The sequence below is a fragment of the Amycolatopsis umgeniensis genome, assembly GCF_014205155.1.
In the GTDB taxonomy this organism is placed as follows: Bacteria; Actinomycetota; Actinomycetes; order Mycobacteriales; family Pseudonocardiaceae; genus Amycolatopsis; species Amycolatopsis umgeniensis.
This window is the reverse complement of record NZ_JACHMX010000001.1, coordinates 4,308,665-4,327,395: the sequence shown is the minus strand read 5'-3', so window position 1 is coordinate 4,327,395 and position 18,731 is coordinate 4,308,665. Positions and strand designations below refer to the sequence as shown.

Here is an 18,731-nt window from a genome sequence, read left to right as displayed (position 1 = left end):
GCATTGACTCACCGTGCCTCGGGTCGTGAGCTCGAAAGTTATTCCGTATCCTGTGGCTATGACTGCGGTTGTTGCATGGCTAGCATTAGTTGTGGCAGGTCTGTCGCTCGTTTGGCAGATGGTAGCTTTTGGGCGATCAGGCTCGAGAGTAGTTACCTCGATCGGTATTGGAGTTATACGCATTGATGAAAATGGCGACAAGGAATATGCCAACTTGATGACGATCGCAAACAATGGACGCCTAGCGGTAACGATCAGTGGGATTGGTTTCGCTCGTCTGCGCAGAGGTGGCGAGCTTCATTATCTTTCACCGCGTAGATTAAATTCAATCGCGCCTATTAAGCTTGATCCTGGGGAAAGATTTGTAATTAATCTCGATGAAGTTGGGGTGAATTTCCGGCCGTTACTTAGCGAGGATGGTACTAGCCTTGAATATGGCCCTGCGGTTAGAGTGGGTGATCATTGGTTGCCTAAACCGTCAAGATTTTCACGCAGGCGGGTACTCGGGCGATTCAGCGGCCCATAGCAACCTGAATACCTAGCGCGATGGCGAGCCCTCCGAGCATCGATTTTGCGCTTTCGGCGCCGGTGTCGGCGTCGACCTGCTCGAGCTTGGCTGCGGCGCCGAGGTGAGTCGACATCGCGCTCGCGAGTGCCTTCTCGTCCGGCGCCGGCACGTGGTCGAGCACCTTGGACTCAATACCGTTGATCGTGCTCGCGGTGAACATGTATCGGTCGGCCTCGAGGCGGCCGAGGATGCGCTCGGCGCGCCCGTAGAGCCGGCCGACGATGTCCGTGCGGCGGGCGCGGTTGTCGACCTGGCGTGCGTGCGTGGCGGCGGCAGTGGCCGAGCGGTCGAAGGACAGACCGAGCGCGCGGGCAATGCCGGTCACCGTGGACGGCGAGCGGTTGATCTCCCGGGCGATGTCGTTGCGGGTCTTGCCTTCGGCGTGCAGCTCGCGCACGCGCTCCCGGTCGGCGTCGGTGATCAGATTGCGCGGCAAGGTGATCACCTCGCCCCCGGGCAGCAGACAGCCCCGAACCGAGGGGGAGGATAGTCCGGGGCTGTCGGATCGTGGTGCGGGTACAGCTCACCCGCTGCTAATCGCCAGTTTAAGCACAACCGGCCGGTTCGTGGGTTACACGATGTTGACGAGTGCCGAGGTTGTGAGTCGGGCTACTCCGAGGCAGCCAACCACTTCAACCAAGACACTAGAAGGTCAGCGATCATGGCCCGCCCTTCGTGAATGGTCATGGTTTGCTGCGGGGAACCTGGCGGCATTCGGGCATGTCGAGCCGCGCCGCCGCTCACATGCGGCGAGTTGGCTGAAACAGTGAAAGCGCTAATTTCCTGCCTTGATTTCCAATTTTTCTCGACCAGCTTATTCTTGCCGCCGACATTCTCTCGAATTATCTCAAAGACCTTATATAGTCTAAACCAGTTGAGGGTGACGGTTCTTTCCGAGAGAAGGGCTAGCACTTCGGTTGCGTCAGGGTGCTTGCGTGCTGCCGCGAGCAGGCTGGAAGCCGGTGATGGCCTGGGCGTTCCGGTGTTGGCACCGGTGGCGACGGCTGTGGCGGTCAAGCCTCCAAGGGAGCCTAGCGCGGCTTGTGCAAATACGATCGCATGTTGTTTTCCGTCGTGCTCAAATCGGCCCGTTAGATCAACGGGTTGAAATTCGCTGGCAAGTAACCTTGTAATGCCATTGATTAAATTCAGTTCACTCTTGGCGGCCTCGAATAACTGGGACCCCATGTCAAATAGGCCGTCGAGATGTCCCGAGGTGAGGTAGTAAATGTCCTTCTCGTCAGAGATTACGGCTGGGTCTCCGTCGCCGAAGTGGTGAGCGACAATCTCAAGATCGAATGGTCGTCCACTTAGCCACGCTCTGACGGTCATGGTCAGTGAGCGTAGCTTGGCCCTGACCTACCGACTTCGCGTTGGAGTAGTGATGGCTAGGTCGATGACGTCGCCGACGCGAAACCGTGGCCGACCGTGTTCGTCGGGCTCGCGCTTGTCGAGCTTGCCGGCGCGCGCCCACGTGCGCAGTGTGTTCGCCGACAGTTCGCGGCCGAGCAGTTTCGGCAACGCGCGGGCGATCTCCGCCGCGGTCGCCTTGACGTCCCGGGCGGCGTCGAGCAACTTCTCGCGCCGGGCCTCGACGTCATGGCGCATCCCGCACTCGCGGCAGGCGACGACGGCCCGCTCGGGTCGGGCGTAGAGGGCGGCCGAGCAGTCCGGGCACGGCCCGCAGTACACGCGCGCCGGCGGGAGGTCGACGGCCCGGCGGACTTGCTCGACGGCGTCGCCGATCTCGTCGACCAGGTCGCCGCCGGCCGGGTGGTACTCGACCCACGACGGGTGTCGGCGCAGCCACGCGGCCATCTCGGGCACGGTGTCGTCAAGGTCGAGCGGGTCCAGCTCGGCGACGGTAAGCGGCGAGCCGTCCGGCGCGGTCTCGCCTGTCGGTACTTGCTGGCGTAAGCCGTGCGTCTCCCACAAGTCCCGCACCCACGTCGAGAGCACGTTGTGCATGACGTCGCGGACCTCGGCGGCGCCGACGTTGAACGGCAGCCCAGTCTCGGCCGGTCGAGAGCCGACCCGCGGCGGCCCGGTATTCGAGAGCCGGGCGACCGTGTCCTCGAGGTAGTCGACCAGCTCGGCGACGTCGACCAGGTCGGACCGAAGCCGGCCGAGACACGACGGGCACACCGTGCCACCGGTGGTCGCGTTGGCGCAGAACGGAGCGGCGCACGTGTCGATCATGCACTCGAGCTTCGAGCCGGCCGTGTCACCGACCGGGCTCGACGGCTATGCGGCGCCGGCTGCCTGGTCGACGAGCACCCATCCGCCGGCGGCGCAAGGTGCGCACTCGACGCCGTCGACCGAGCCGGCGCCGCGGCATTCGCGGCACACGGCGTCGAACCACTCGTCGCCCTCGACCGAGCGGTGCGGTGCAGCGGCGCCGAGACCCCCGTGCGCCTTGGCCAGCAGGCACACGCGGTCGGGCTTGTGCGGGTGTTCGTGGCGACAGTTCACCGGGTCACCGGCAATGAGCGTGCTTCGGGCGAATACGCGTGCGCTCAACGAACCTTCCTTCGTGTCGAGTCGGGACAGCCTACGACCGGTGCCGTTCATGCGGCCGCGCCGACCGGCTCGTCGAGTTCGGCCTCGGCCGGGATCGGGAGACCGGGCAGCGTTAGCACGTACTGACCGGCGCCGGCCCACGTGCGGCCGCACCGGACCGGCTCGGCGAGCACGTAAGCGCGCGGCACCGTGCCGCGCCGACGAGCCCGGAGCCGGGCACGGCGCTCGCGTTCGTACTCGGCGTGCGCCGCGGTGCACGCCGAGCAGCGGCACCGGTGTTTCGCGTACCGGGCGTTCGTGCCGTGCGCCGGCCGAACCGTCGGCGCGGGGTGTCCGTCCTGCTCAGCGACCGCGGCCCGCTCGTCGGCGTCGAGCCCTCCCCAGATCCCCCACGCTTCCCCCGAAGCGAGTGCGTCGGCGAGGCACAGCTCGCGCACCGGGCACTCGGCGCAGACGGCGCGGCACTGGTCGACTTGCTCGTCGGCCGGGTCGATGAAATCGAGGTCGAGGCGCCCGCGGCACGCTGCGCGCTCCCGCCACGACGGCCGGCGCGTCACTGCGGCGCCTTGTCGATTAGCGGCGCGGCGAGCACGGCCTCGGCGAGCCGACGAAGCCGGTAGGGCAGCAACCCCGTACCCGGTTGCCGGGCAAGCCCCTCGAGCGCGATGCCGAGCCGGCAGCCGAGGTCGCCCTCGACGACGGCCGGTGCGTACTCGCCGGCCCGGCGCAGCAACGCGGCGAACTGCTCGCGCGCCGACGAGTCGACCGGCGCGGGTCCGGGGTAACCCGCACCGGAAGTGTCCGCCGAGCTGGCGTCGACGCGCGCGTGCGCGCGGAGGCGCCGGCGACCGGTCGCAGCGGTGGTCTCGTCGTGGTTGTTCATCGTTTCCCCCTGGTGTTCAGCGTGTGGACGCGAGCGCGTCGGCGAGTCGGGCATCGTGCGCGGGCTGCTTGGTGAGCGGGTTGCCACCGGGACCGGTGCACGGTGCGCCTGGTCGGGCCTTGCACCAGGTGCACGCCACGGCGAGGTAGGTGCGACGGGCCTCGACTTCGGCCTCGGCGTACTCGGGATCGACTCCGCGGGTGATGGCGAGCGCCGCGGTAACTTGGGCGACACCGTCACGGATGGCGCGCAGGTTCGGCGGGCGCTCGATGGCGCGGGTTCGCAACTGCGCGTTGTGCTCACGCTCGGCGGCGTCGCGACGGATCGTTCGCCAGTACTCGACGATGTCGGCCGGCATGACGGTCTCGCTGTTGTGCCGGTAGTGCGCGCGGACGGCGGCGCCGGCGACGTCGGCCGGGACGTCGTCAAGGATGCCGGCCCACATCGTGAGCACGTCCGGATCGGGTTGCGGCACCTTCGGGTCGACGGCCGCGGCAGCGCCGAGCAGGGTCGCGACTTCTGCTCGGTTCATGCGCGCATCCCTTCGGCGAGCTGCTCGACGGGTTCGGCTTCGACGGGCGCGGGCTCGGCGGCGAGCGCGAGCCACCCGCGGACTTTCTCGCCTCGAGCACTGCGCACCGGGGGATGCGCGGCCGGCTGCTCGATGCGTCGGGCGGCCTTGACCGCGTCGTCGTACAGGTGCGGCAGCAGACCGGGCCGAGCGTCAGGGCGGCGGTCCCATTCGTCGAGCGCGGCTCGCAGCGGGGCCAGTGCGCCACCGTCGCGCAAGATGCCGTCGGCCTGCTTGGCGAGCGCGCGAATCGTCGCCGGCCGGTAGGCGGCGCCGGTCTGGTCGCGCCAGGACGTCACCAGTCGGTAGGCGTCGGGCCGAGATGCGGTTGCCGAAAGTTCTGCCGCGGTGGTGGCGCCTCGCGTGCGGGGGCGCGCGTGACGGCCTGGTTCCGTAGTTCGGTTCAGTAGTTCCGGTTCACCTTGGGGTGTCGCTGTGACACCCGCGTGGGGTGTCCGTCCGACACTCCCGGGGTGTTGCTCTGACACGGGGGGAATGTCGTTCTGACTCCCGGGGGTGTCGGTGTGTCCCTCCCGCTGGGGCGTCGGTGTGGCACCGTCGCCGGGTCGATTGAGCATGAGGCGGTACTCGCTGGACGTGTCGGCGCCGGTACCTCGCTGGCGTCGGGTACGGCCGATGAGCTGTCGCTCGACGAGCGTGTCGAGCCCGCGTTGCACGGTTCGGCGCGACGCTTCGGTTTCACGCTCGAGCGTTGTAAGTGACGTTGTGGCGTAGCCGTCGCGGTTGGCGTGCTCGGCCAGGGCGTAGAGCACGAGTTTGGGCATGGGGCCGCCGACCCGTTGCTCGGCGGCCCAACGCAGGGCTTGAACGCTCATCAGGCCCCCGCCGCTTTGTACTCTTCGGAGATCGTGAAGAAATCCACGTCGAGCAGTTCGGCGACCTGGTCGAGGGTGTCGCCGCGGCGGCGAGCGATCCGGACGACCTCAAACACCTCGCGCGGGTGTAAATCGTCGTACGTGCGTCGGCCGTTGAGCGCCGCCTCGATGGCGAGCGCGTCGAGTTTGCGCACGGGCGCGGCCGCGGTCCTGGTGCTGGGAAATTCGATGATCACGGGTCCCCCTGGAGTGATGCAGTGGCGGACGCGGGCGTGCTTCACCGCGCCCGCCACTGGTCGGTGACGTGCTCCTGTTGCTGTGTTGGCTCGAAACGCTAGAGAAGAACTTGGGCGTGAAGTGACAACAAAGTGACAAGGAATCCGTTCTACGAAAGCGTTTCCGCGACCGGTCCGCGAGCAATCCACACCCGGTTGCGGCTCGCGCGGCGGCTTCGCCGGCGGCTGCGGTACTCGCCGCAAGGCACGATCAGCCGACGTGCGGCCCACGTGCCGAGCACGGACGGAAGGACGTTCGGCGAGTGCGGCTCGACTTCCTTAGGAACGGCCTTGCGGACGTCCTCGGCGGTGAACGGCCTGCCTTCGCGGACCAGCTCGGCGAGCGCGGCCTCGGCCTCGGCCCGGTAGTCGCCGTTCATGGCGACCGCGGCGGCGAGGTTGGCCTCTTGGCCAGCGTGCCGGTCGGCGAACCCTAAAGCGAGCTGGTCGGCCACGGCTTGGCTCCCTCCCACGGACGCGACCGGATCTCGTGAGCCCACTCGGCCAGGTCGGCGAGTAGCCGCCAGAGCACCGGCGCGCCGCCCTTGGCGCGCATCGGCGCCTCGGTGGGCTCGTCGGCGATCACCTCGAGCCCCTTCGCGTTGGTGGCGGTCATCGCTCACCGTCCGCGGTGTCCGCCGGCGCGGTTGGCCAGTCGTCGACGACTTCGGCGTCGACGACGTCCTCAGTAGTGGGCAGGATGACCGGCGCGGCCGGCGGCACCTCGGGCGGCGGCCCGTCGGGCTGCCAGACGCGCTCGGCGCTGGTCGGCACCCACTTCGCGAGCTGGTGCGCGGCCGACTTGAGCCACATCGCCTTGGGGTTCCACTGCCACGGCGAGAACGGCGAGTCGGCGCCCTCGGCCTTGGACAGAATGACGGCGATGTCGTCGGCGGAGAGCACCGAGACGTTGCTCGTCGCCCCGTCGCGCATCTTCGCGTACGCGTAGGCGAGCACCAGGTCGCCGCGGTCGGCGCGCCAGTTGATCTCGTGCACCGGCCGGTCGTGCTCGCCCGGGTTGTAGGCGAAGGTGTCGTGTTCGCGCACCACTTCGACCTTGACCGAGGACACCGCGCCGGCCCGGTACATGAGTTCCACCTCGCCCTGATACCCGGTGATGCCGAGGACCTCGGGACCGCGCTTGGTCTTGCGCGGCACTAGGTAGTACTGCTCCGTGCCCGGCTCGAGCCCCTTGCGCGCGGCATCGAGAAGCGCGACGAGCAACGATGTCGGGTTCTTCTCCGCGGCGTGCGCGAGCTGCGGACTCCGGCGCAGGGCACCGGTAGCGATACGCAGCCACGTCTCGGGCTTGATGTGGCTGGGAAGCACGGTCGCGAAGTCTGTGCGGTACTTGCGCACCAGCGCGGCCGGCGAGCTGTCCCGCTGCTGCGCGACGGCCGACGTGACGGTCTGAGTGGTCATGCTGCGGCGCTCACCTTCTGCGGTGTCGAACGGATGGGAGACGGGCGCAGCGACGGCGGCGAGTCGCCAGTGCCCGGTACGCGAATCGCGATGGACTCGCAGGCGACTACGGCGCGCCGGCCGGAGCCGAGCGCGTCGAGCACTTCGGCGGCCGCGCGACGCTTGGCGTTCTCGGCGGCCTTGTGCTCGGCGACCGCGGTGCGGTAGCGCTCGGCAAGCGTTGGAGCGATCTCGATCTCGACGTCGTCGATGAGCGGGTGCAGTGCGCGCACCGTCCGGTACGTCGCGGTGTGCTCGTCGATGTCCGGGCGTTCGTCGCGCTCGAGGGTGTCGAGGAATTCGCGGGCGGCGTCGCGGAGCACGGAAACCTCGGCGATGTTCCAGTCGACGACGTACTCGCGGTAGTCCGACCCGGAGATCAACACGGCGATGTGCGCGCGGGACAGGCCGAGCGTGTCGAGCTGCCACAGGGCCTGCGTCCGGTAGTAGATCGGCACCTCGTCGGTACCCGGTTCGCCCCACTCGTCCGTGTTGTGCGCGGTCTTGACCTCGAGCAATGCGCGCGCGGTCAGACTGGACAGCAACCGATCAGGTGTTGCCACCTGCCACCGGCGCGCCCGACTGGCCCATGTCCCGGATCGGCGCACGCGGTACTCGGGATGTGCCGCGGCGAACGCGCGGGCGATCGGCTCCTCGAGCCAGCGACCCCACCGCATGACGTCGTTGTCATCGGTCGGCCCGGTGCTGCCCTTCTTCTTGTGCCAGAGAGAAAACCGGCTCTCCCACGGCGAGAGGCCGAGCACCGCCGCTACCTCGGAACCGCCGAGGGCGGACGCGCGAGCGGCGAACCACTCGGCCGAACCTGGCTCGAACGTGCCTACGCGAACAGCGGCGGCGCTCATCCGGCCACCCCGGAGCACTCGGGCGTCGAGGCGACGTCACCACCGGTGACCTCGAAAACCGTGTCGAACGTGATGCCGAGTCCGTTGATGGTTGCGGCGATGAACTCGTTTCCGGGCCACTGCTCACCGTCGAGCACCCGCCCGACGGTGGACTGACTCATGCCGAGGCACTTCGCGAGCGCGTACCGCGATCGCAGCCCTTTCGCAGTGGCAATCTTGCTCAACGCATCCGGTCGGATACGTACGTGCGATGTCACTAAACGTTCCCCTCCTGCTTCCGCGTATAGAAGATCGCGAACCCCCTAGGAAGATCGACCATACGGGCAGGTGGAAGCGAGTTTCAACGCTTCCGTGTACGCAAGTAGCGAGATCGAGGAACATCGCCGGGTGTTGTTACTTCCATGCACGGAAGTAGGATTCCGCTTATGGCTGACGGGCAGTGGTGGACATATCTACAAGGGCAACTCGAACAGCGCGGCTGGAAACCAGCACACCTCGCACGCGCCGCCGGCGTCTCGGAGAGCCGCATATCGGATTGGCGGAACCGCGGCTCACCGCCCACGATCCCGAACGCACGAGCCGTCGCGGAGGCGCTCGGCGAGCCACTCGTGCCGTTGCTCGTCGGCGCTGGCTTGCTCGCGCCGGGCGAGGCCCGGCAGAGCCTCGCGGCGTACTCGGTGCGCGAGCTGCTCGACGAGATCGACGCGCGATTTAGGGAGGTCACACCCCTTGTTCCCGATCTTGGCGTGAAACATCCCACGTCTAGCAGGGGTAACCCTCTACAGCTCGTCGCCGACAGCCCAAGTACGGAACCAATGAGAGTTCAACAAGAACGCGAGTGGCTCAGCGAGGCCGAGCGGCCCGACGAACCCGGCCCGGACACCGGCGCCTGACTTCCCACCGCCCGCGTGTTGGGGAGGAACACGCATGGAATGGGGCCGTGTCTACGACCCGTACCGGCACGCCGAAGTGCTCGGCGCCGAGGTGATCGTGTCGTCCGCCGTGACAGGGTGGGGCGACTACGGCGGTGGCCGGATTCGGGTGCACCCGATCCTGCACCAGGCCGAAGCGCGGTGCACTGTTGCGCACGAAATCGTCCACCACGAGCGGCGCGATGACGTCCTCGGCTACTGCGGTGTGGCGTGGCTCGATAGCCGACTCGAGCGGCGCGTGCACGCTATCGCCGCCCGCCGGCTGATCATCGTTCCCGAACTCGCCGACGCGCTGCTCTGGTCCGATGATCCCGGCGAGATCGCAGAACAACTCGTCGTTGACCCGCGGACGCTCTATGTCCGTGTGGTCGACCTGTCTACGTCCGAGTATCGCGAGATCGGCAAGCAGATCCGCGGTCGTTCGCCGCGGTCGCTCGGTGATCTTCGGAGATACGCGGCCCGACAGCTTCGCCGACGCGCGGGTTAGGCGTCGGGTAGTGACTTCAACGCTGTCGGAAGCTCGGTGATGCTCGACAGCACCGTGACTCGCTTGAGGACGTCGGGGTCAGGCGGAAAGTGCGGGTTGGGCACGGCGAACACCGTCATGCCAGCCGCTATCGCGGCTTTCAGGCCATTGGTGGAGTCTTCGACCGCCGCGCACTGTTTCGGATCGACTCCGAGCAGGTCAGCGGCGTACAAGTACACATCTGGTGCCGGCTTGCCCTTGCCTTCGAGCTCTACTCCATTGGTGTGCATTTTCCGGGTTTTGGTGTTCCCCGCGCCGACCTGCTCCGAGGACACCGCCGTCGGCACCGGCAGCCGCGTGATGTCCAGGAACGCCTTGATCAGCAGCGGCGGCGACGAACTCGCGATCGCCACCGGCCAGTGCTTCGCGACTTCGCGCACGACGTCGGGACCGCCGGGGATGATCGGCGGCTTCTCCGCGTACCGGCGCGCCATCCGCTCGACCACCACCTGCGCGACATCCGACGGCCGGAGCTGGACGCCGAGGTCGTGCGCCAGGTAGGCGGCCCATTCCGGGGTGCTCATCCCCTGCATCGCCCTGGTCGACTCGTCCCGCCAGGTGCCGTGGAACTCGTGGGCCACCGCCCGCCGGACCTCGTCCCACATCTTTTCCGAATCCACCAGGACACCGTCGAGATCGAAGATCACCGCTTCCACGGTCCCAAGCCTAGGCCGGACGGACCTGTGCGGCAGATTACTTAGCCATGCTCAGTAATTTTAGTTAGCATGGCTAAGTGACCATGAAAGCCGCCGACCTCGCCCACCGGCTCCGCCCGCTGGTGTTCCGGCTGTACTACCTGGTCCGCCGGGAGACCCCGCAGGTGCAGCTCACCCTCACCCAGGGTTCGGTGCTGTCGGAGCTGCTGAACGGCGGTCCGCGCCGGATGAGCGCGCTCGCCGAGCTGGAACGGGTCCGGATGCCGACGATGACCGACGTCGTCCGCCGTCTCGAGCGGCTCGGCCTGGTCAGCCGCCGTCCCGACCCCGCCGACGGCCGGGCCGTGCTCGTCGAGGTCACCGAGGTGGGGCAACGCTTCCATCGTCAGTTGATCGTCGCCAGGGAGGAATTCCTCCGCGAGCGGCTCATCGAGCTGGACGAAATCGACCGCGCCGCGATCGAAGCCGCGCTCCCCGCCCTCACCAAGTTGCTGCGGCAGGAAATTCAGGAAGACAAGAAGGAGGAACTGATCCGCGATGAGCGCTGAGTCCCACTCGAGCCTGTTGGACGCTCTCAAAGGACAGCCCAAACAGGTATGGATCACCGCGTTCGCCGCGGTCATCGCGTTCATGGGCATCGGGCTGGTCGACCCGATCCTGTTGTCGATCGCCGAGGGCCTGCAAGCGACGCCGTCCGAAGTGACCCTGCTGTTCTCCAGCTATCTCGGCGTCCAGGCGGTCGCCATGCTGGTGACCGGCGCGATGAGTGCCCGGTTCGGGGCCAAGCGGACCGTGGTCGTCGGGCTGACGCTGGTCGTCGTCGCCACCGCGCTGTGCGCCGCGTCCGGGTCGATCGAGCAGCTCATCGGGCTGCGCGCGATCTGGGGCCTCGGCAACGCCTTCTTCATCGCCACCGCGCTTTCGGTCATCGTCGGCGCCGCGACCGGCGGCCAGGCGGGCGCGATCCTGCTCTACGAAGCGGCGCTCGGCGTCGGCCTGGCGGTCGGCCCGCTGCTGGGCGCGCTGCTCGGCAGCATCTCGTGGCGCGGCCCGTTCATCGGCACTTCGCTGCTGATGCTGTGCGGTCTCGTGCTGTGCTCGATCTTCCTGACCAGTGACGCGAAGGCGAAGCGGCCGAAGGTCCGCCTGCTCGACCCGTTCCGCGCGCTGAAGCACGGCGGCCTCCTGCGCACGTCGATCGGTTCCGCGCTCTACACCGCCGCGTTCTTCGTGGTGCTGGCCTGGTCGCCGTTCGTCCTGGAGTGGAGTGCCGTCGCGGTCGGCCTGATCTTCTGCGGCTGGGGCCTTTCGGTCGCCGTCGCGGGAGTGGTGCTGGCGCCGAAACTCGCCGCGAAGCTCGGTGAGCGGCACGCGACCGTGGTCTCCGTCTTCGGGTACGCCGTGCTGCTGCTGATCATGGCGATCCCGAGCAAGCCGGTGCTGGTCGTCGGCATCATCCTGTCGGGGCTGGTCTCCGGGCTGCTGAACACGCTCTTCACCGGGACGGCCATGTCGATCAGCGACGCCCCGCGTCCGGTCGCGAGTGCCGGGTACAACTTCTGCCGGTGGCTCGGCGGCGCGGTCGCCGCGACCGTCGTCGGTCACCTGGCCGAGTGGTTCGGCGCCAAGCAGGCGCCGTTCGTGATCGCCGCCATCCTGTGCGTGGTCGCCGGTGCGCTGCTGACCCTTCGCGAAAAGTCCGCGGACCCGCACACGATTCCGGCGGAAGCGGTCCTCGTCGGCGAAGAGATGTAAAAGAACAAAAGGTGAACACCGGACCAATGAGGGGTTTCCTCTCGTTGGTCCGGTGCCCTAGCGTCGACCTCCCGAACTGCCTGACGGAGGTCCGCGTGAAGTTCCTTCCGTTGCTGACCGGCCACTCACCAAGCCGGGCGTCAGTGACCTGTACCTATCGCTGTGGTGACGCGTGCTTCCACGACGCGCCCAACACCTCGGACAACCCCACCTTCGCCGAAGTGCTCGGCGCGGTGAGCCGCCGGGGCGCACTGAAGGCGACAGCCGTCGTCGCGCTGGCGGCCGGCACGCCGATAGCGCTCGCCGGTCCCGCGTCCGCCGCGCCCGCGGGACGCCCGAAACCGCCACCGGGCACCGACTACCAGCGTGTCGAGCCGAACACGCTCGACGCCGTCGTGGTGCCCGAGGGCTATCGGCAGGGCATCGTGATCCGCTGGGGTGACGCGGTGCTGCCCGGTGCGCCGGAGTTCGACTTCGACCACCAGACCGCCGACGCGCAGGCGAAGCAGTTCGGCTACAACTGCGACTTCGCCGCGCTGCTGCCCCTCGACCGGTGGGGGCTGTCCTCGCTTTTGGTCACGAACCACGAGTACACCTCGGAAGAGTTCATGTTCCGCGGGTACGACCGGAACAACCCGACCGAGGAACAGGTCAAGATCGCCTGGGCCGCGCACGGGCTCACCGTCGTCCAGGTGTCCCGCAGACGGGACACCGGGCATCTGCGGCCGAAGATGTCGCGCTACAACCGCCGCATCACCCTGCACACCCCGTTCAAGGTCACCGGCCCGGCGGCGGGCAGCGATCTGCTCAAGACCGCCGTGGACCCCACCGGCACGGTGGTACTGGGCACGATGAACAACTGCGCGGGCGGCGTCACGCCGTGGGGCACGATTCTGTCCGGCGAAGAGAACATCAACCAGTACTTCGGGAACGCCGACACGGTGACCGATCCCGCGAAGCGCAAGCGATACGCGCGCTACGGCATCAACGGCACCGCGACCACCCGGAAATGGGAGCGGTTCGACGCGCGCTGGGACATCGCGAGGGAGCCGAACGAGGCCCACCGCTTCGGCTGGGTGATCGAACTCGACCCGAACGATCCGGACAGCACCCCGGTCAAGCACACGCATCTCGGCCGGTTCAAGCACGAGACGGCCAACATCCGCGTCGCCAAGGACGGCCGCGTGGTCGCCTACTCCGGTGACGACGAGCGCTTCGAGTACATCTACAAGTTCATTTCGAAGGGCCGGATGAAGCGGGGCGACAGCGCCCACGCCCGGCGGCACAACATGACCCTGCTCGACGACGGCACGCTGTACGTCGGCCGGTTCACCGGCGACAGCCCGGCGGCCGAGATCGACGGCACCGGGAAACTGCCGAGCGACGGCGAATTCGACGGCAGCGGCGAATGGATCCCGCTCGCCTCCGGTAAGAAGTCCTTTGTGGACGGTATGACCGCCGAAGAGGTGTACGTCTTCACCCGCGAGGCGGCCGACCGCGTGGGCGCCACCAAGATGGACCGCCCGGAGGACATCCAGGCGCATCCGCGCACCGGCCGGATCTACTGCGCGCTGAGCAACAACGTCGATCGCGGCAAGCCGGGCAAGGAAGGCGCCACCGAGCCCAATCCGCGGCTGAACAACAAACACGGGCAGGTGCTGGAGTTCGAGGAGCGACGCGGCGACGCGCTCGCGCTGACGTTCAGCTGGCGGCTGTTCCTGGTGTGCGGCGATCCGGCTTCGCCCGACACCTACTTCGCCGGGTTCCCCAAGGATCAGGTCTCGCCGATCTCCAGTCCGGACAACGTGGCCTTCGACAAGCACGGCAACCTGTGGATCTCCACCGACTCGGCAGGTGCGCTGGGCATCAACGACGGCCTCTATTCGGTGCCGCTGGAGGGCCGCAACCGCGGGGAGCTGAAACTGTTCCTCACCGTGCCCCGCGGCGCGGAGACCTGTGGCCCGATCGTCGAAGAGAAGATCGTCACAGTCTGTGTCCAGCATCCGGGTGAAGTGGACGGCGCGAATGCCGACAAACCGGCCTCCCATTGGCCGGACGGCGGCGAAACCCAGCCCCGGCCGTCGGTGGTGGCGGTGTGGAAACCCGGCAGGCACGGCCTGTCCGACATCGGTTCTTAGTCGGCAAGCAACGTCCTAGCAGTACTTTTCGTCGATGGCGCGCGGCCGGTCCGGCAGCGCGCCATCGCTCGTTCGCGCGCTGTTCATCTGCCGTCCAGGACTGGATCGTTTTGGTCGCTTAACGTCACGGCGATCCCCCGACTGGACTACGTGAACCCACCGCGAACATGGAGGCCCTGTGTCCTTCGAGCCTCAGCGGCTCCTGCCGTTGATCACCTCCCATCCCGGCGGCCGCTCCGCGGTCACCTGTGAGTACCGCTGCGGCAACGCGTGCGCCCACCCGGAGCCGAACACCTCCGAGAACGAGTACTTCGGCGACGTCGTCAAGAACATGCTGTCGCGTCGTGGTGCGCTGAAGGCGAGCGCCGTGATGGCCGCCGCCGCCGGTGGTTTCGCCGCGCTGTCGGGCACCGCGGCCGCGGCCGAGCCCGCCGACGTCGCGGCCGCGGGCCACGGCAAGCCGGGCCGCCCCGGACGTCCGGTCCCCGGAACCGACTTCGAAGCGGTGCCGCCGAACAAGGTCGACGCGGTCACCATCCCCGAGGGCTACGACCAGCGCGTCGTCATCCGCTGGGGCGACGCCGTCGAATTCGGCGCCCCGAAGTTCGACTTCCGCAAGCAGACCGCGGCCGCGCAGGCGAAGCAGTTCGGCTACAACAACGACTTCGTCGGCCTGATCCCGCAGGATCCGCTGGGCATCCGCAACCTGCTGGTGGTGAACCACGAGTACACCACCGAGGTCCACATGTTCCCGGCCGACCAGTACGACCCGGCCAACCCGACCGAGGAGCAGGTCAAGATCGCCTGGGCCGCGCACGGTCTCTCGGTCGTGCAGACCTTCCGCGACCCGATCGGCGGCGCGCTCCGCGCCGTGCCGAGCCCGTTCAACCGCCGCATCACGCTGAACACCGCCTTCGAGGTGCGCGGCCCGGCGGCCGGGTCGAAGTTCCTCAAGACCTCCGCGGATCCGACCGGACGCAAGGTCTTCGGCACGCAGAACAACTGCGCCGGCGGCGTGACCCCTTGGGGCACCGTGCTTTCCGGTGAGGAGAACGTCAACCAGTACTTCGCCAACGCCGCGTCGGTCACCGACCCGGTCGCGGCGGCGCGGCTGAAGCGCTACGGCTTCTCCGGCGCCGGGACCACCCGCAAGTGGGAGCGGTTCGACAAGCGCTGGGACCTCGCGCAGGAGCCGAACGAGGCCAACCGCTTCGGCTGGGTCGTCGAAATCGACCCGAACGACCCGAACTCGACACCGGTCAAGCACACCGCGCTCGGCCGGTTCAAGCACGAGGCCGCGAACATCAAGATCACCAAGGACAACCGCGTCGCCGTCTACTCCGGTGACGACGAGCGGTTCGAGTACATCTACAAGTTCGTCTCCAAGGGCAAGTACAAGCCGGGCAAGAGCGCGCACGCGCGGCGGCACAACTCCGCGCTGCTGGACGACGGCACCCTGTACGTCGCCCGGTTCACCGGCGACAGCCCCGGCGAGATCGACGGCACCGGAAAGCTCCCCGCGGACGGCGAATTCGACGGCGTCGGCGAGTGGATCCCGCTGGTCTCGGGCAACAAGTCCTTTGTGGACGGTTTCACCGCCGAAGAGGTCTACGTCTTCACGCGGCAGGCCGCGGACAAGGTCCAGCCGACGAAGATGGACCGTCCCGAGGACATCGAGCCCAACCCGGTCAACGGCCGGATCTACGCGGCGCTGACGAACAACAGCGACCGCGGCGCGGCGGGCAAGGCGGGCGTCGACGAGCCGAACCCGCGCGTCAACAACCGCAACGGCCACGTCCTGGAATGGGACGAGGATCGCGGTGACTCGGGCGCCACGAAGTTCAAGTGGCGTCTGCTGCTGGTGTGTGGAGACCCGAAGGCGGCCGACACCTACTTCGGCGGCTTCCCGAAAGACCAGGTCAGCCCGATCTCGTGCCCGGACAACGTCGCTTTCGACCGGCACGGGAACCTGTGGATCTCCACCGACGGCAACGCGCTCGGCTCCAACGACGGCCTGTTCTCGGTGCCCGTCGACGGTCCGGAGCGCGGGCACGTCAAGCAGTTCCTGTCGGTCCCGGTCGGCGCGGAGACCTGCGGCCCGGTGGTGACCGATCACCTGGTGCTCGTCGCGGTGCAGCACCCGGGTGAGAACGCGGCCAGTTCCGCGAACCCGACGTCACACTGGCCGGACGGTGGCACGGCGCAGCCGCGGCCGTCGATCGTTTCGGTGTGGAAGAAGGGACGCTGGGGCCAGGTCGGCCGCATCGGCGTCAAGTAGGGGGACGGGGGTGCCGCCGCCGTGGGAAGACGGCGGCGGCACCCTGATCACTCTCGGTTCTGCCTGATCGGGGCGATCGTCGACACGGTTCAGCGATTACGGAACCCGGACCGGGTAACTAGCTTCAGCCCTGTGAAAAGGGCACTGGTGTTGATGACGGCCGGGACACTCCTGCTGAGCGCGAGCGCTTTTCCCGCGCGGGCGCAGGCTCCGGCCGTCCCGTCCGGCTGCACCGGCGGCGCCGCGCCGAACCCGAGCGTGGAGCAGGGCAGCCCGCCCACCGGGTACACCTTCAACCCGGCCGCCCCGGTGCCGACCAGCACCCCGAAGAGCAAGCGGCCCCGGCTGTCGACCATGGGCGGCTACCAGCAGGACGGCGGCAAGTACGCCCTGATCTCGACGCCCGACAAGATGGTCAGCACCGCCTACGCGGCGATGAAGTTCGTCCCCGGCGCCGTCTACACCCTCACCGACTGGACAGGCACGAACGACGACAACCTCCGTCGCGCGGACGCCGTCCAGGAAACGGGACTGCGGTTCTTCGACGCGTCGAACAAGGTCGTCCTGGAGAACAAACTCAAGGTCACGCACGCCGTCGAGACCGACGGCAAACTGGCGAGGCAGGACTTCCCGCCGTCGACGGCCCCGCCGTCGGCAAGCTCGGTGAAGTTCTTCGCCGCCACCGACCGCAACTGGGTCATGTGGGACTGCGTGCACCTGCAGGTCGCGTCGTTCTCGGCGAAGGCGGAGGTGCGGGATCCGGCGAGCGGTGCCTGGGGCGCCACGGCCACCCTCGAGGCGGGCACCACCGCGAACTACCGGTTCACGGTGACCAACGACGGCACCACGACACTGGCCGACATCAAGGTCGAAGACCCGTATTGCGACGTGAAGCCCACCCCGATCGCGAGTCTCGACGGCGGCAAGTCCGCGACGGTGACCTGTGACCACAAGAACGTCACCGAAGCGGACAACGGCCGCGTCAACACCGTGACCGTCTCCAGCGGCAAGCTGCCGAAGAAGACCGCGACCACGACCATCAAGGTCACCCCGCCGCCCGCGATCGACGAGATCGGGGAGTTCGTCTGGAACGACGTCGACCGGAACGGTCTGCAGGATCCCGCGGAGCAGGGTGTCCCGGGGGTGAAGGTGACGTTGAAGGACGCGTCGGGCACCGCACTCGGCACGCTCACCACGGACGCCGCCGGCAAGTACCGCTTCACCAAGCTGAAGGACGGCATCTACCAGGTCTGCTTCGACATCAGCGCGCTTCCGCCCGAGTTCGCGGGCTACACCTACACGGCGAAGGACGCGGGTGACGACGCGAAGGACTCGGACGCCGATCCGGCGACAGGCTGCACCGCGACCACCACGGTCGGCCCCCGCAAACGCCTGGACCTGACCCTGGCCGCGGGCTTGAACGCGCCGATGAGCAAACTGGGCGACTTCGTCTGGCTGGACAAGGACAAGGACGGCCTGCAGACCCGCGACGAACTCGGCGTCCCGGACGTGAAGGTGACTTTGAAGGACGCTGCCGCGAAGGAGGTCGCCTCGACCGTGACCGGGCCGGACGGGCGGTACGTCTTCGAACGCGTGCTTCAGGGCTCGTACCAGGTGTGCTTCGACGCCGGGGCCCGGCAACTGACCCGGTCCGGCGCCGCGCAGTACAACGGAACAGATTCGGCGGCGGATCCCGCGACAGGATGCACGCCGGTGACCAAGCTGGGGGCGCCGGAGGATCTGACCAGGGACGCGGGGCTGCTCGAGCCATGAATTGTCGGTGGGTGGCGCTAGCGTCGCCCACCGTGACCTCTCATCTCGATGCCACCCGCGATTCCTACGACACCGTCGCCGAGGACTACGCCGTCCGCGTCGGGCAGCTCTTCGACCAGGAGCCGATCGGTCGCGCCATGCTCGCCGCGTTCGCCGAGCAGGTGCGCGGCCCGGTCGTCGATGTCGGCTGCGGTCCGGGTCATGTCACCGCTCACCTGGCGTCGCTCGGCCTCGACGTCAGCGGTGTCGATCTGTCGCCGAAAATGGTCGAGATCGCCCGCCGCCAGTACCCGGACCTGCGGTTCTCCGTCGGCTCGATGACCGCCCTCGACCTCCCGGACGGCGAGCTGGGCGGCCTCGTCGCCTGGTGGTCGATCTTCCATCTGCCGCCCGAGGTGCTTCCGGCGTTGTTCGCGGAGTTCCGCCGCACGCTCGCGCCCGGTGGCCGTCTGCTGGTCGGATTCCACGTCGGCGACGAGCGGCTGAGCCCGGAGAAGGCGTACGGCCACCCCGTCACCTACGACGCGTACCTGCTGGACCCCGGCCGGGTCGCCGGCCTGCTGGCCCAGGCGGGGTTCGAGGTCGCCGCGCGGCTGACCATGGAAGGGAGGAAGCTACCGCAAGCCTGCCTGGCGGCCCGCGCGGTTTGACTCGCGGCCCGCGGACCTGATCTCCTGCGCACGCAACCGAGCCGGG

At 67.9% G+C, this 18,731-nt stretch carries 24 protein-coding genes and 1 pseudogene; 9 read left to right on the top strand and 16 right to left on the bottom strand.

Going from position 1 to position 18,731, the window contains the following annotated elements:
* Positions 1 to 58: 58 nt before the first annotated feature.
* Positions 59 to 526 carry a hypothetical protein gene (locus HDA45_RS20210; RefSeq protein WP_184897611.1) on the top strand — a complete coding sequence of 156 codons (468 nt, stop codon included), beginning with the start codon at positions 59 to 61 and terminating at the stop codon, positions 524 to 526.
* Here HDA45_RS20210 and HDA45_RS20205 read toward each other — a convergent pair.
* The 15 genes and pseudogenes from HDA45_RS20205 to HDA45_RS20140 form a co-directional block, all read right to left on the bottom strand.
* Positions 513 to 1,004 carry a helix-turn-helix domain-containing protein gene (locus HDA45_RS20205; RefSeq protein WP_221471190.1) on the bottom strand — a complete coding sequence of 164 codons (492 nt, stop codon included), beginning with the start codon at positions 1,002 to 1,004 and terminating at the stop codon, positions 513 to 515. The genes HDA45_RS20210 and HDA45_RS20205 overlap by 14 nt on opposite strands.
* Positions 1,005 to 1,177: 173 nt before the next feature.
* The gene (locus tag HDA45_RS20200; RefSeq protein ID WP_184897608.1) at positions 1,178 to 1,900 is read right to left on the bottom strand and encodes a hypothetical protein; all 723 of its coding nucleotides are present in this window, start codon (positions 1,898 to 1,900) and stop codon (positions 1,178 to 1,180) included.
* A gap of 27 nt (positions 1,901 to 1,927) precedes the next feature.
* The gene (locus tag HDA45_RS20195) at positions 1,928 to 2,767 is read right to left on the bottom strand and encodes a hypothetical protein (protein WP_184897606.1); all 840 of its coding nucleotides are present in this window, start codon (positions 2,765 to 2,767) and stop codon (positions 1,928 to 1,930) included.
* A gap of 45 nt (positions 2,768 to 2,812) precedes the next feature.
* Positions 2,813 to 3,088 carry a hypothetical protein gene (locus HDA45_RS20190; RefSeq protein WP_184897604.1) on the bottom strand — a complete coding sequence of 92 codons (276 nt, stop codon included), beginning with the start codon at positions 3,086 to 3,088 and terminating at the stop codon, positions 2,813 to 2,815.
* Positions 3,089 to 3,135: 47 nt separating this feature from the next.
* Positions 3,136 to 3,645 carry a WhiB family transcriptional regulator gene (locus HDA45_RS20185; protein WP_184897602.1) on the bottom strand — a complete coding sequence of 170 codons (510 nt, stop codon included), beginning with the start codon at positions 3,643 to 3,645 and terminating at the stop codon, positions 3,136 to 3,138.
* Positions 3,642 to 3,971 carry a hypothetical protein gene (locus HDA45_RS20180; RefSeq protein ID WP_184897600.1) on the bottom strand — a complete coding sequence of 110 codons (330 nt, stop codon included), beginning with the start codon at positions 3,969 to 3,971 and terminating at the stop codon, positions 3,642 to 3,644. Before HDA45_RS20180 ends, HDA45_RS20185 begins: the two co-directional genes overlap by 4 nt.
* Before the next feature lie 16 nt (positions 3,972 to 3,987).
* Positions 3,988 to 4,503, bottom strand: a complete 516-nt coding sequence (locus HDA45_RS20175) for a zinc finger domain-containing protein (protein WP_184897598.1) — start codon at positions 4,501 to 4,503, stop codon at positions 3,988 to 3,990.
* On the bottom strand, positions 4,500 to 4,841 hold the full coding sequence (locus tag HDA45_RS42405; RefSeq protein WP_246480744.1) for a hypothetical protein: 342 nt from the start codon (positions 4,839 to 4,841) through the stop codon (positions 4,500 to 4,502). Before HDA45_RS42405 ends, HDA45_RS20175 begins: the two co-directional genes overlap by 4 nt.
* Positions 4,842 to 5,189: 348 nt before the next feature.
* Positions 5,190 to 5,327 (bottom strand): annotated as a pseudogene (locus tag HDA45_RS43255) (helix-turn-helix domain-containing protein); the annotation flags it as partial.
* A 50-nt stretch (positions 5,328 to 5,377) separates the two neighbouring features.
* Entirely contained in the window at positions 5,378 to 5,572 is a 195-nt protein-coding gene (locus tag HDA45_RS20165) for a hypothetical protein (protein WP_184897594.1), read from the bottom strand.
* A gap of 191 nt (positions 5,573 to 5,763) precedes the next feature.
* Positions 5,764 to 6,108, bottom strand: a complete 345-nt coding sequence (locus HDA45_RS20160; protein ID WP_184897592.1) for a hypothetical protein — start codon at positions 6,106 to 6,108, stop codon at positions 5,764 to 5,766.
* Positions 6,087 to 6,269, bottom strand: coding sequence for a hypothetical protein (locus HDA45_RS20155; protein ID WP_184897590.1), 183 nt, complete (start codon positions 6,267 to 6,269; stop codon positions 6,087 to 6,089). Before HDA45_RS20155 ends, HDA45_RS20160 begins: the two co-directional genes overlap by 22 nt.
* On the bottom strand, positions 6,266 to 7,075 hold the full coding sequence (locus HDA45_RS20150) for a recombinase RecT (RefSeq protein WP_184897588.1): 810 nt from the start codon (positions 7,073 to 7,075) through the stop codon (positions 6,266 to 6,268). The genes HDA45_RS20155 and HDA45_RS20150 overlap by 4 nt, the downstream gene beginning before the upstream one ends.
* Positions 7,072 to 7,977 (bottom strand): YqaJ viral recombinase family nuclease, encoded by a 906-nt coding sequence (locus HDA45_RS20145; RefSeq protein WP_184897586.1) that lies wholly within the window; start codon positions 7,975 to 7,977, stop codon positions 7,072 to 7,074. Before HDA45_RS20145 ends, HDA45_RS20150 begins: the two co-directional genes overlap by 4 nt.
* The gene (locus tag HDA45_RS20140; protein WP_184897584.1) at positions 7,974 to 8,138 is read right to left on the bottom strand and encodes a hypothetical protein; all 165 of its coding nucleotides are present in this window, start codon (positions 8,136 to 8,138) and stop codon (positions 7,974 to 7,976) included. The genes HDA45_RS20145 and HDA45_RS20140 overlap by 4 nt, the downstream gene beginning before the upstream one ends.
* A gap of 264 nt (positions 8,139 to 8,402) precedes the next feature.
* Here HDA45_RS20140 and HDA45_RS20135 point away from each other — a divergent pair, with 264 nt between their 5' ends.
* On the top strand, positions 8,403 to 8,870 hold the full coding sequence (locus HDA45_RS20135) for a helix-turn-helix domain-containing protein (protein ID WP_184897582.1): 468 nt from the start codon (positions 8,403 to 8,405) through the stop codon (positions 8,868 to 8,870).
* Between the two features lie 34 nt (positions 8,871 to 8,904).
* Positions 8,905 to 9,396: a hypothetical protein gene (locus tag HDA45_RS20130; RefSeq protein ID WP_184897580.1), complete on the top strand. Its 492-nt coding sequence runs from the start codon at positions 8,905 to 8,907 to the stop codon at positions 9,394 to 9,396.
* Here HDA45_RS20130 and HDA45_RS20125 read toward each other — a convergent pair.
* Complete coding sequence (locus tag HDA45_RS20125) at positions 9,393 to 10,091, bottom strand: HAD-IA family hydrolase (RefSeq protein ID WP_184897578.1); 699 nt, start codon at positions 10,089 to 10,091, stop codon at positions 9,393 to 9,395. The genes HDA45_RS20130 and HDA45_RS20125 overlap by 4 nt on opposite strands.
* Before the next feature lie 77 nt (positions 10,092 to 10,168).
* Here HDA45_RS20125 and HDA45_RS20120 point away from each other — a divergent pair, with 77 nt between their 5' ends.
* From HDA45_RS20120 to HDA45_RS20095, 6 genes are all read left to right on the top strand, one after another.
* Positions 10,169 to 10,639: a MarR family winged helix-turn-helix transcriptional regulator gene (locus tag HDA45_RS20120; protein WP_378316129.1), complete on the top strand. Its 471-nt coding sequence runs from the start codon at positions 10,169 to 10,171 to the stop codon at positions 10,637 to 10,639.
* Positions 10,629 to 11,846, top strand: coding sequence for an MFS transporter (locus HDA45_RS20115; protein WP_184897576.1), 1,218 nt, complete (start codon positions 10,629 to 10,631; stop codon positions 11,844 to 11,846). Before HDA45_RS20120 ends, HDA45_RS20115 begins: the two co-directional genes overlap by 11 nt.
* A gap of 95 nt (positions 11,847 to 11,941) precedes the next feature.
* Positions 11,942 to 13,984: an alkaline phosphatase PhoX gene (locus tag HDA45_RS20110; RefSeq protein ID WP_184897574.1), complete on the top strand. Its 2,043-nt coding sequence runs from the start codon at positions 11,942 to 11,944 to the stop codon at positions 13,982 to 13,984.
* A 178-nt stretch (positions 13,985 to 14,162) separates the two neighbouring features.
* Positions 14,163 to 16,262, top strand: a complete 2,100-nt coding sequence (locus HDA45_RS20105; RefSeq protein ID WP_184897572.1) for an alkaline phosphatase PhoX — start codon at positions 14,163 to 14,165, stop codon at positions 16,260 to 16,262.
* A gap of 132 nt (positions 16,263 to 16,394) precedes the next feature.
* A complete protein-coding gene (locus tag HDA45_RS20100) occupies positions 16,395 to 18,035 on the top strand; it encodes a DUF7850 domain-containing protein (RefSeq protein WP_343072111.1) in 1,641 nt (546 codons plus the stop codon).
* 32 nt (positions 18,036 to 18,067) lie between these two features.
* Positions 18,068 to 18,685 carry a methyltransferase domain-containing protein gene (locus tag HDA45_RS20095; RefSeq protein WP_184897570.1) on the top strand — a complete coding sequence of 206 codons (618 nt, stop codon included), beginning with the start codon at positions 18,068 to 18,070 and terminating at the stop codon, positions 18,683 to 18,685.
* The last annotated feature ends 46 nt before the right edge of the window (positions 18,686 to 18,731 follow it).

Coding starts and splice junctions, on each gene's coding strand:
- HDA45_RS20210 (WP_184897611.1), top strand. CDS start 59: ATGACTGCGGTTGTTGCATGGCTAGCATTAGTTGTGGCAGGTCTGTCG.
- HDA45_RS20200 (WP_184897608.1), bottom strand. CDS start 1,900: ATGACCGTCAGAGCGTGGCTAAGTGGACGACCATTCGATCTTGAGATT.
- HDA45_RS20195 (WP_184897606.1), bottom strand. CDS start 2,767: ATGATCGACACGTGCGCCGCTCCGTTCTGCGCCAACGCGACCACCGGT.
- HDA45_RS20180 (WP_184897600.1), bottom strand. CDS start 3,971: ATGAACAACCACGACGAGACCACCGCTGCGACCGGTCGCCGGCGCCTC.
- HDA45_RS20175 (WP_184897598.1), bottom strand. CDS start 4,503: ATGAACCGAGCAGAAGTCGCGACCCTGCTCGGCGCTGCCGCGGCCGTC.
- HDA45_RS20155 (WP_184897590.1), bottom strand. CDS start 6,269: ATGACCGCCACCAACGCGAAGGGGCTCGAGGTGATCGCCGACGAGCCC.
- HDA45_RS20150 (WP_184897588.1), bottom strand. CDS start 7,075: ATGACCACTCAGACCGTCACGTCGGCCGTCGCGCAGCAGCGGGACAGC.
- HDA45_RS20145 (WP_184897586.1), bottom strand. CDS start 7,977: ATGAGCGCCGCCGCTGTTCGCGTAGGCACGTTCGAGCCAGGTTCGGCC.
- HDA45_RS20140 (WP_184897584.1), bottom strand. CDS start 8,138: ATGAGTCAGTCCACCGTCGGGCGGGTGCTCGACGGTGAGCAGTGGCCC.
- HDA45_RS20135 (WP_184897582.1), top strand. CDS start 8,403: ATGGCTGACGGGCAGTGGTGGACATATCTACAAGGGCAACTCGAACAG.
- HDA45_RS20130 (WP_184897580.1), top strand. CDS start 8,905: ATGGAATGGGGCCGTGTCTACGACCCGTACCGGCACGCCGAAGTGCTC.
- HDA45_RS20115 (WP_184897576.1), top strand. CDS start 10,629: ATGAGCGCTGAGTCCCACTCGAGCCTGTTGGACGCTCTCAAAGGACAG.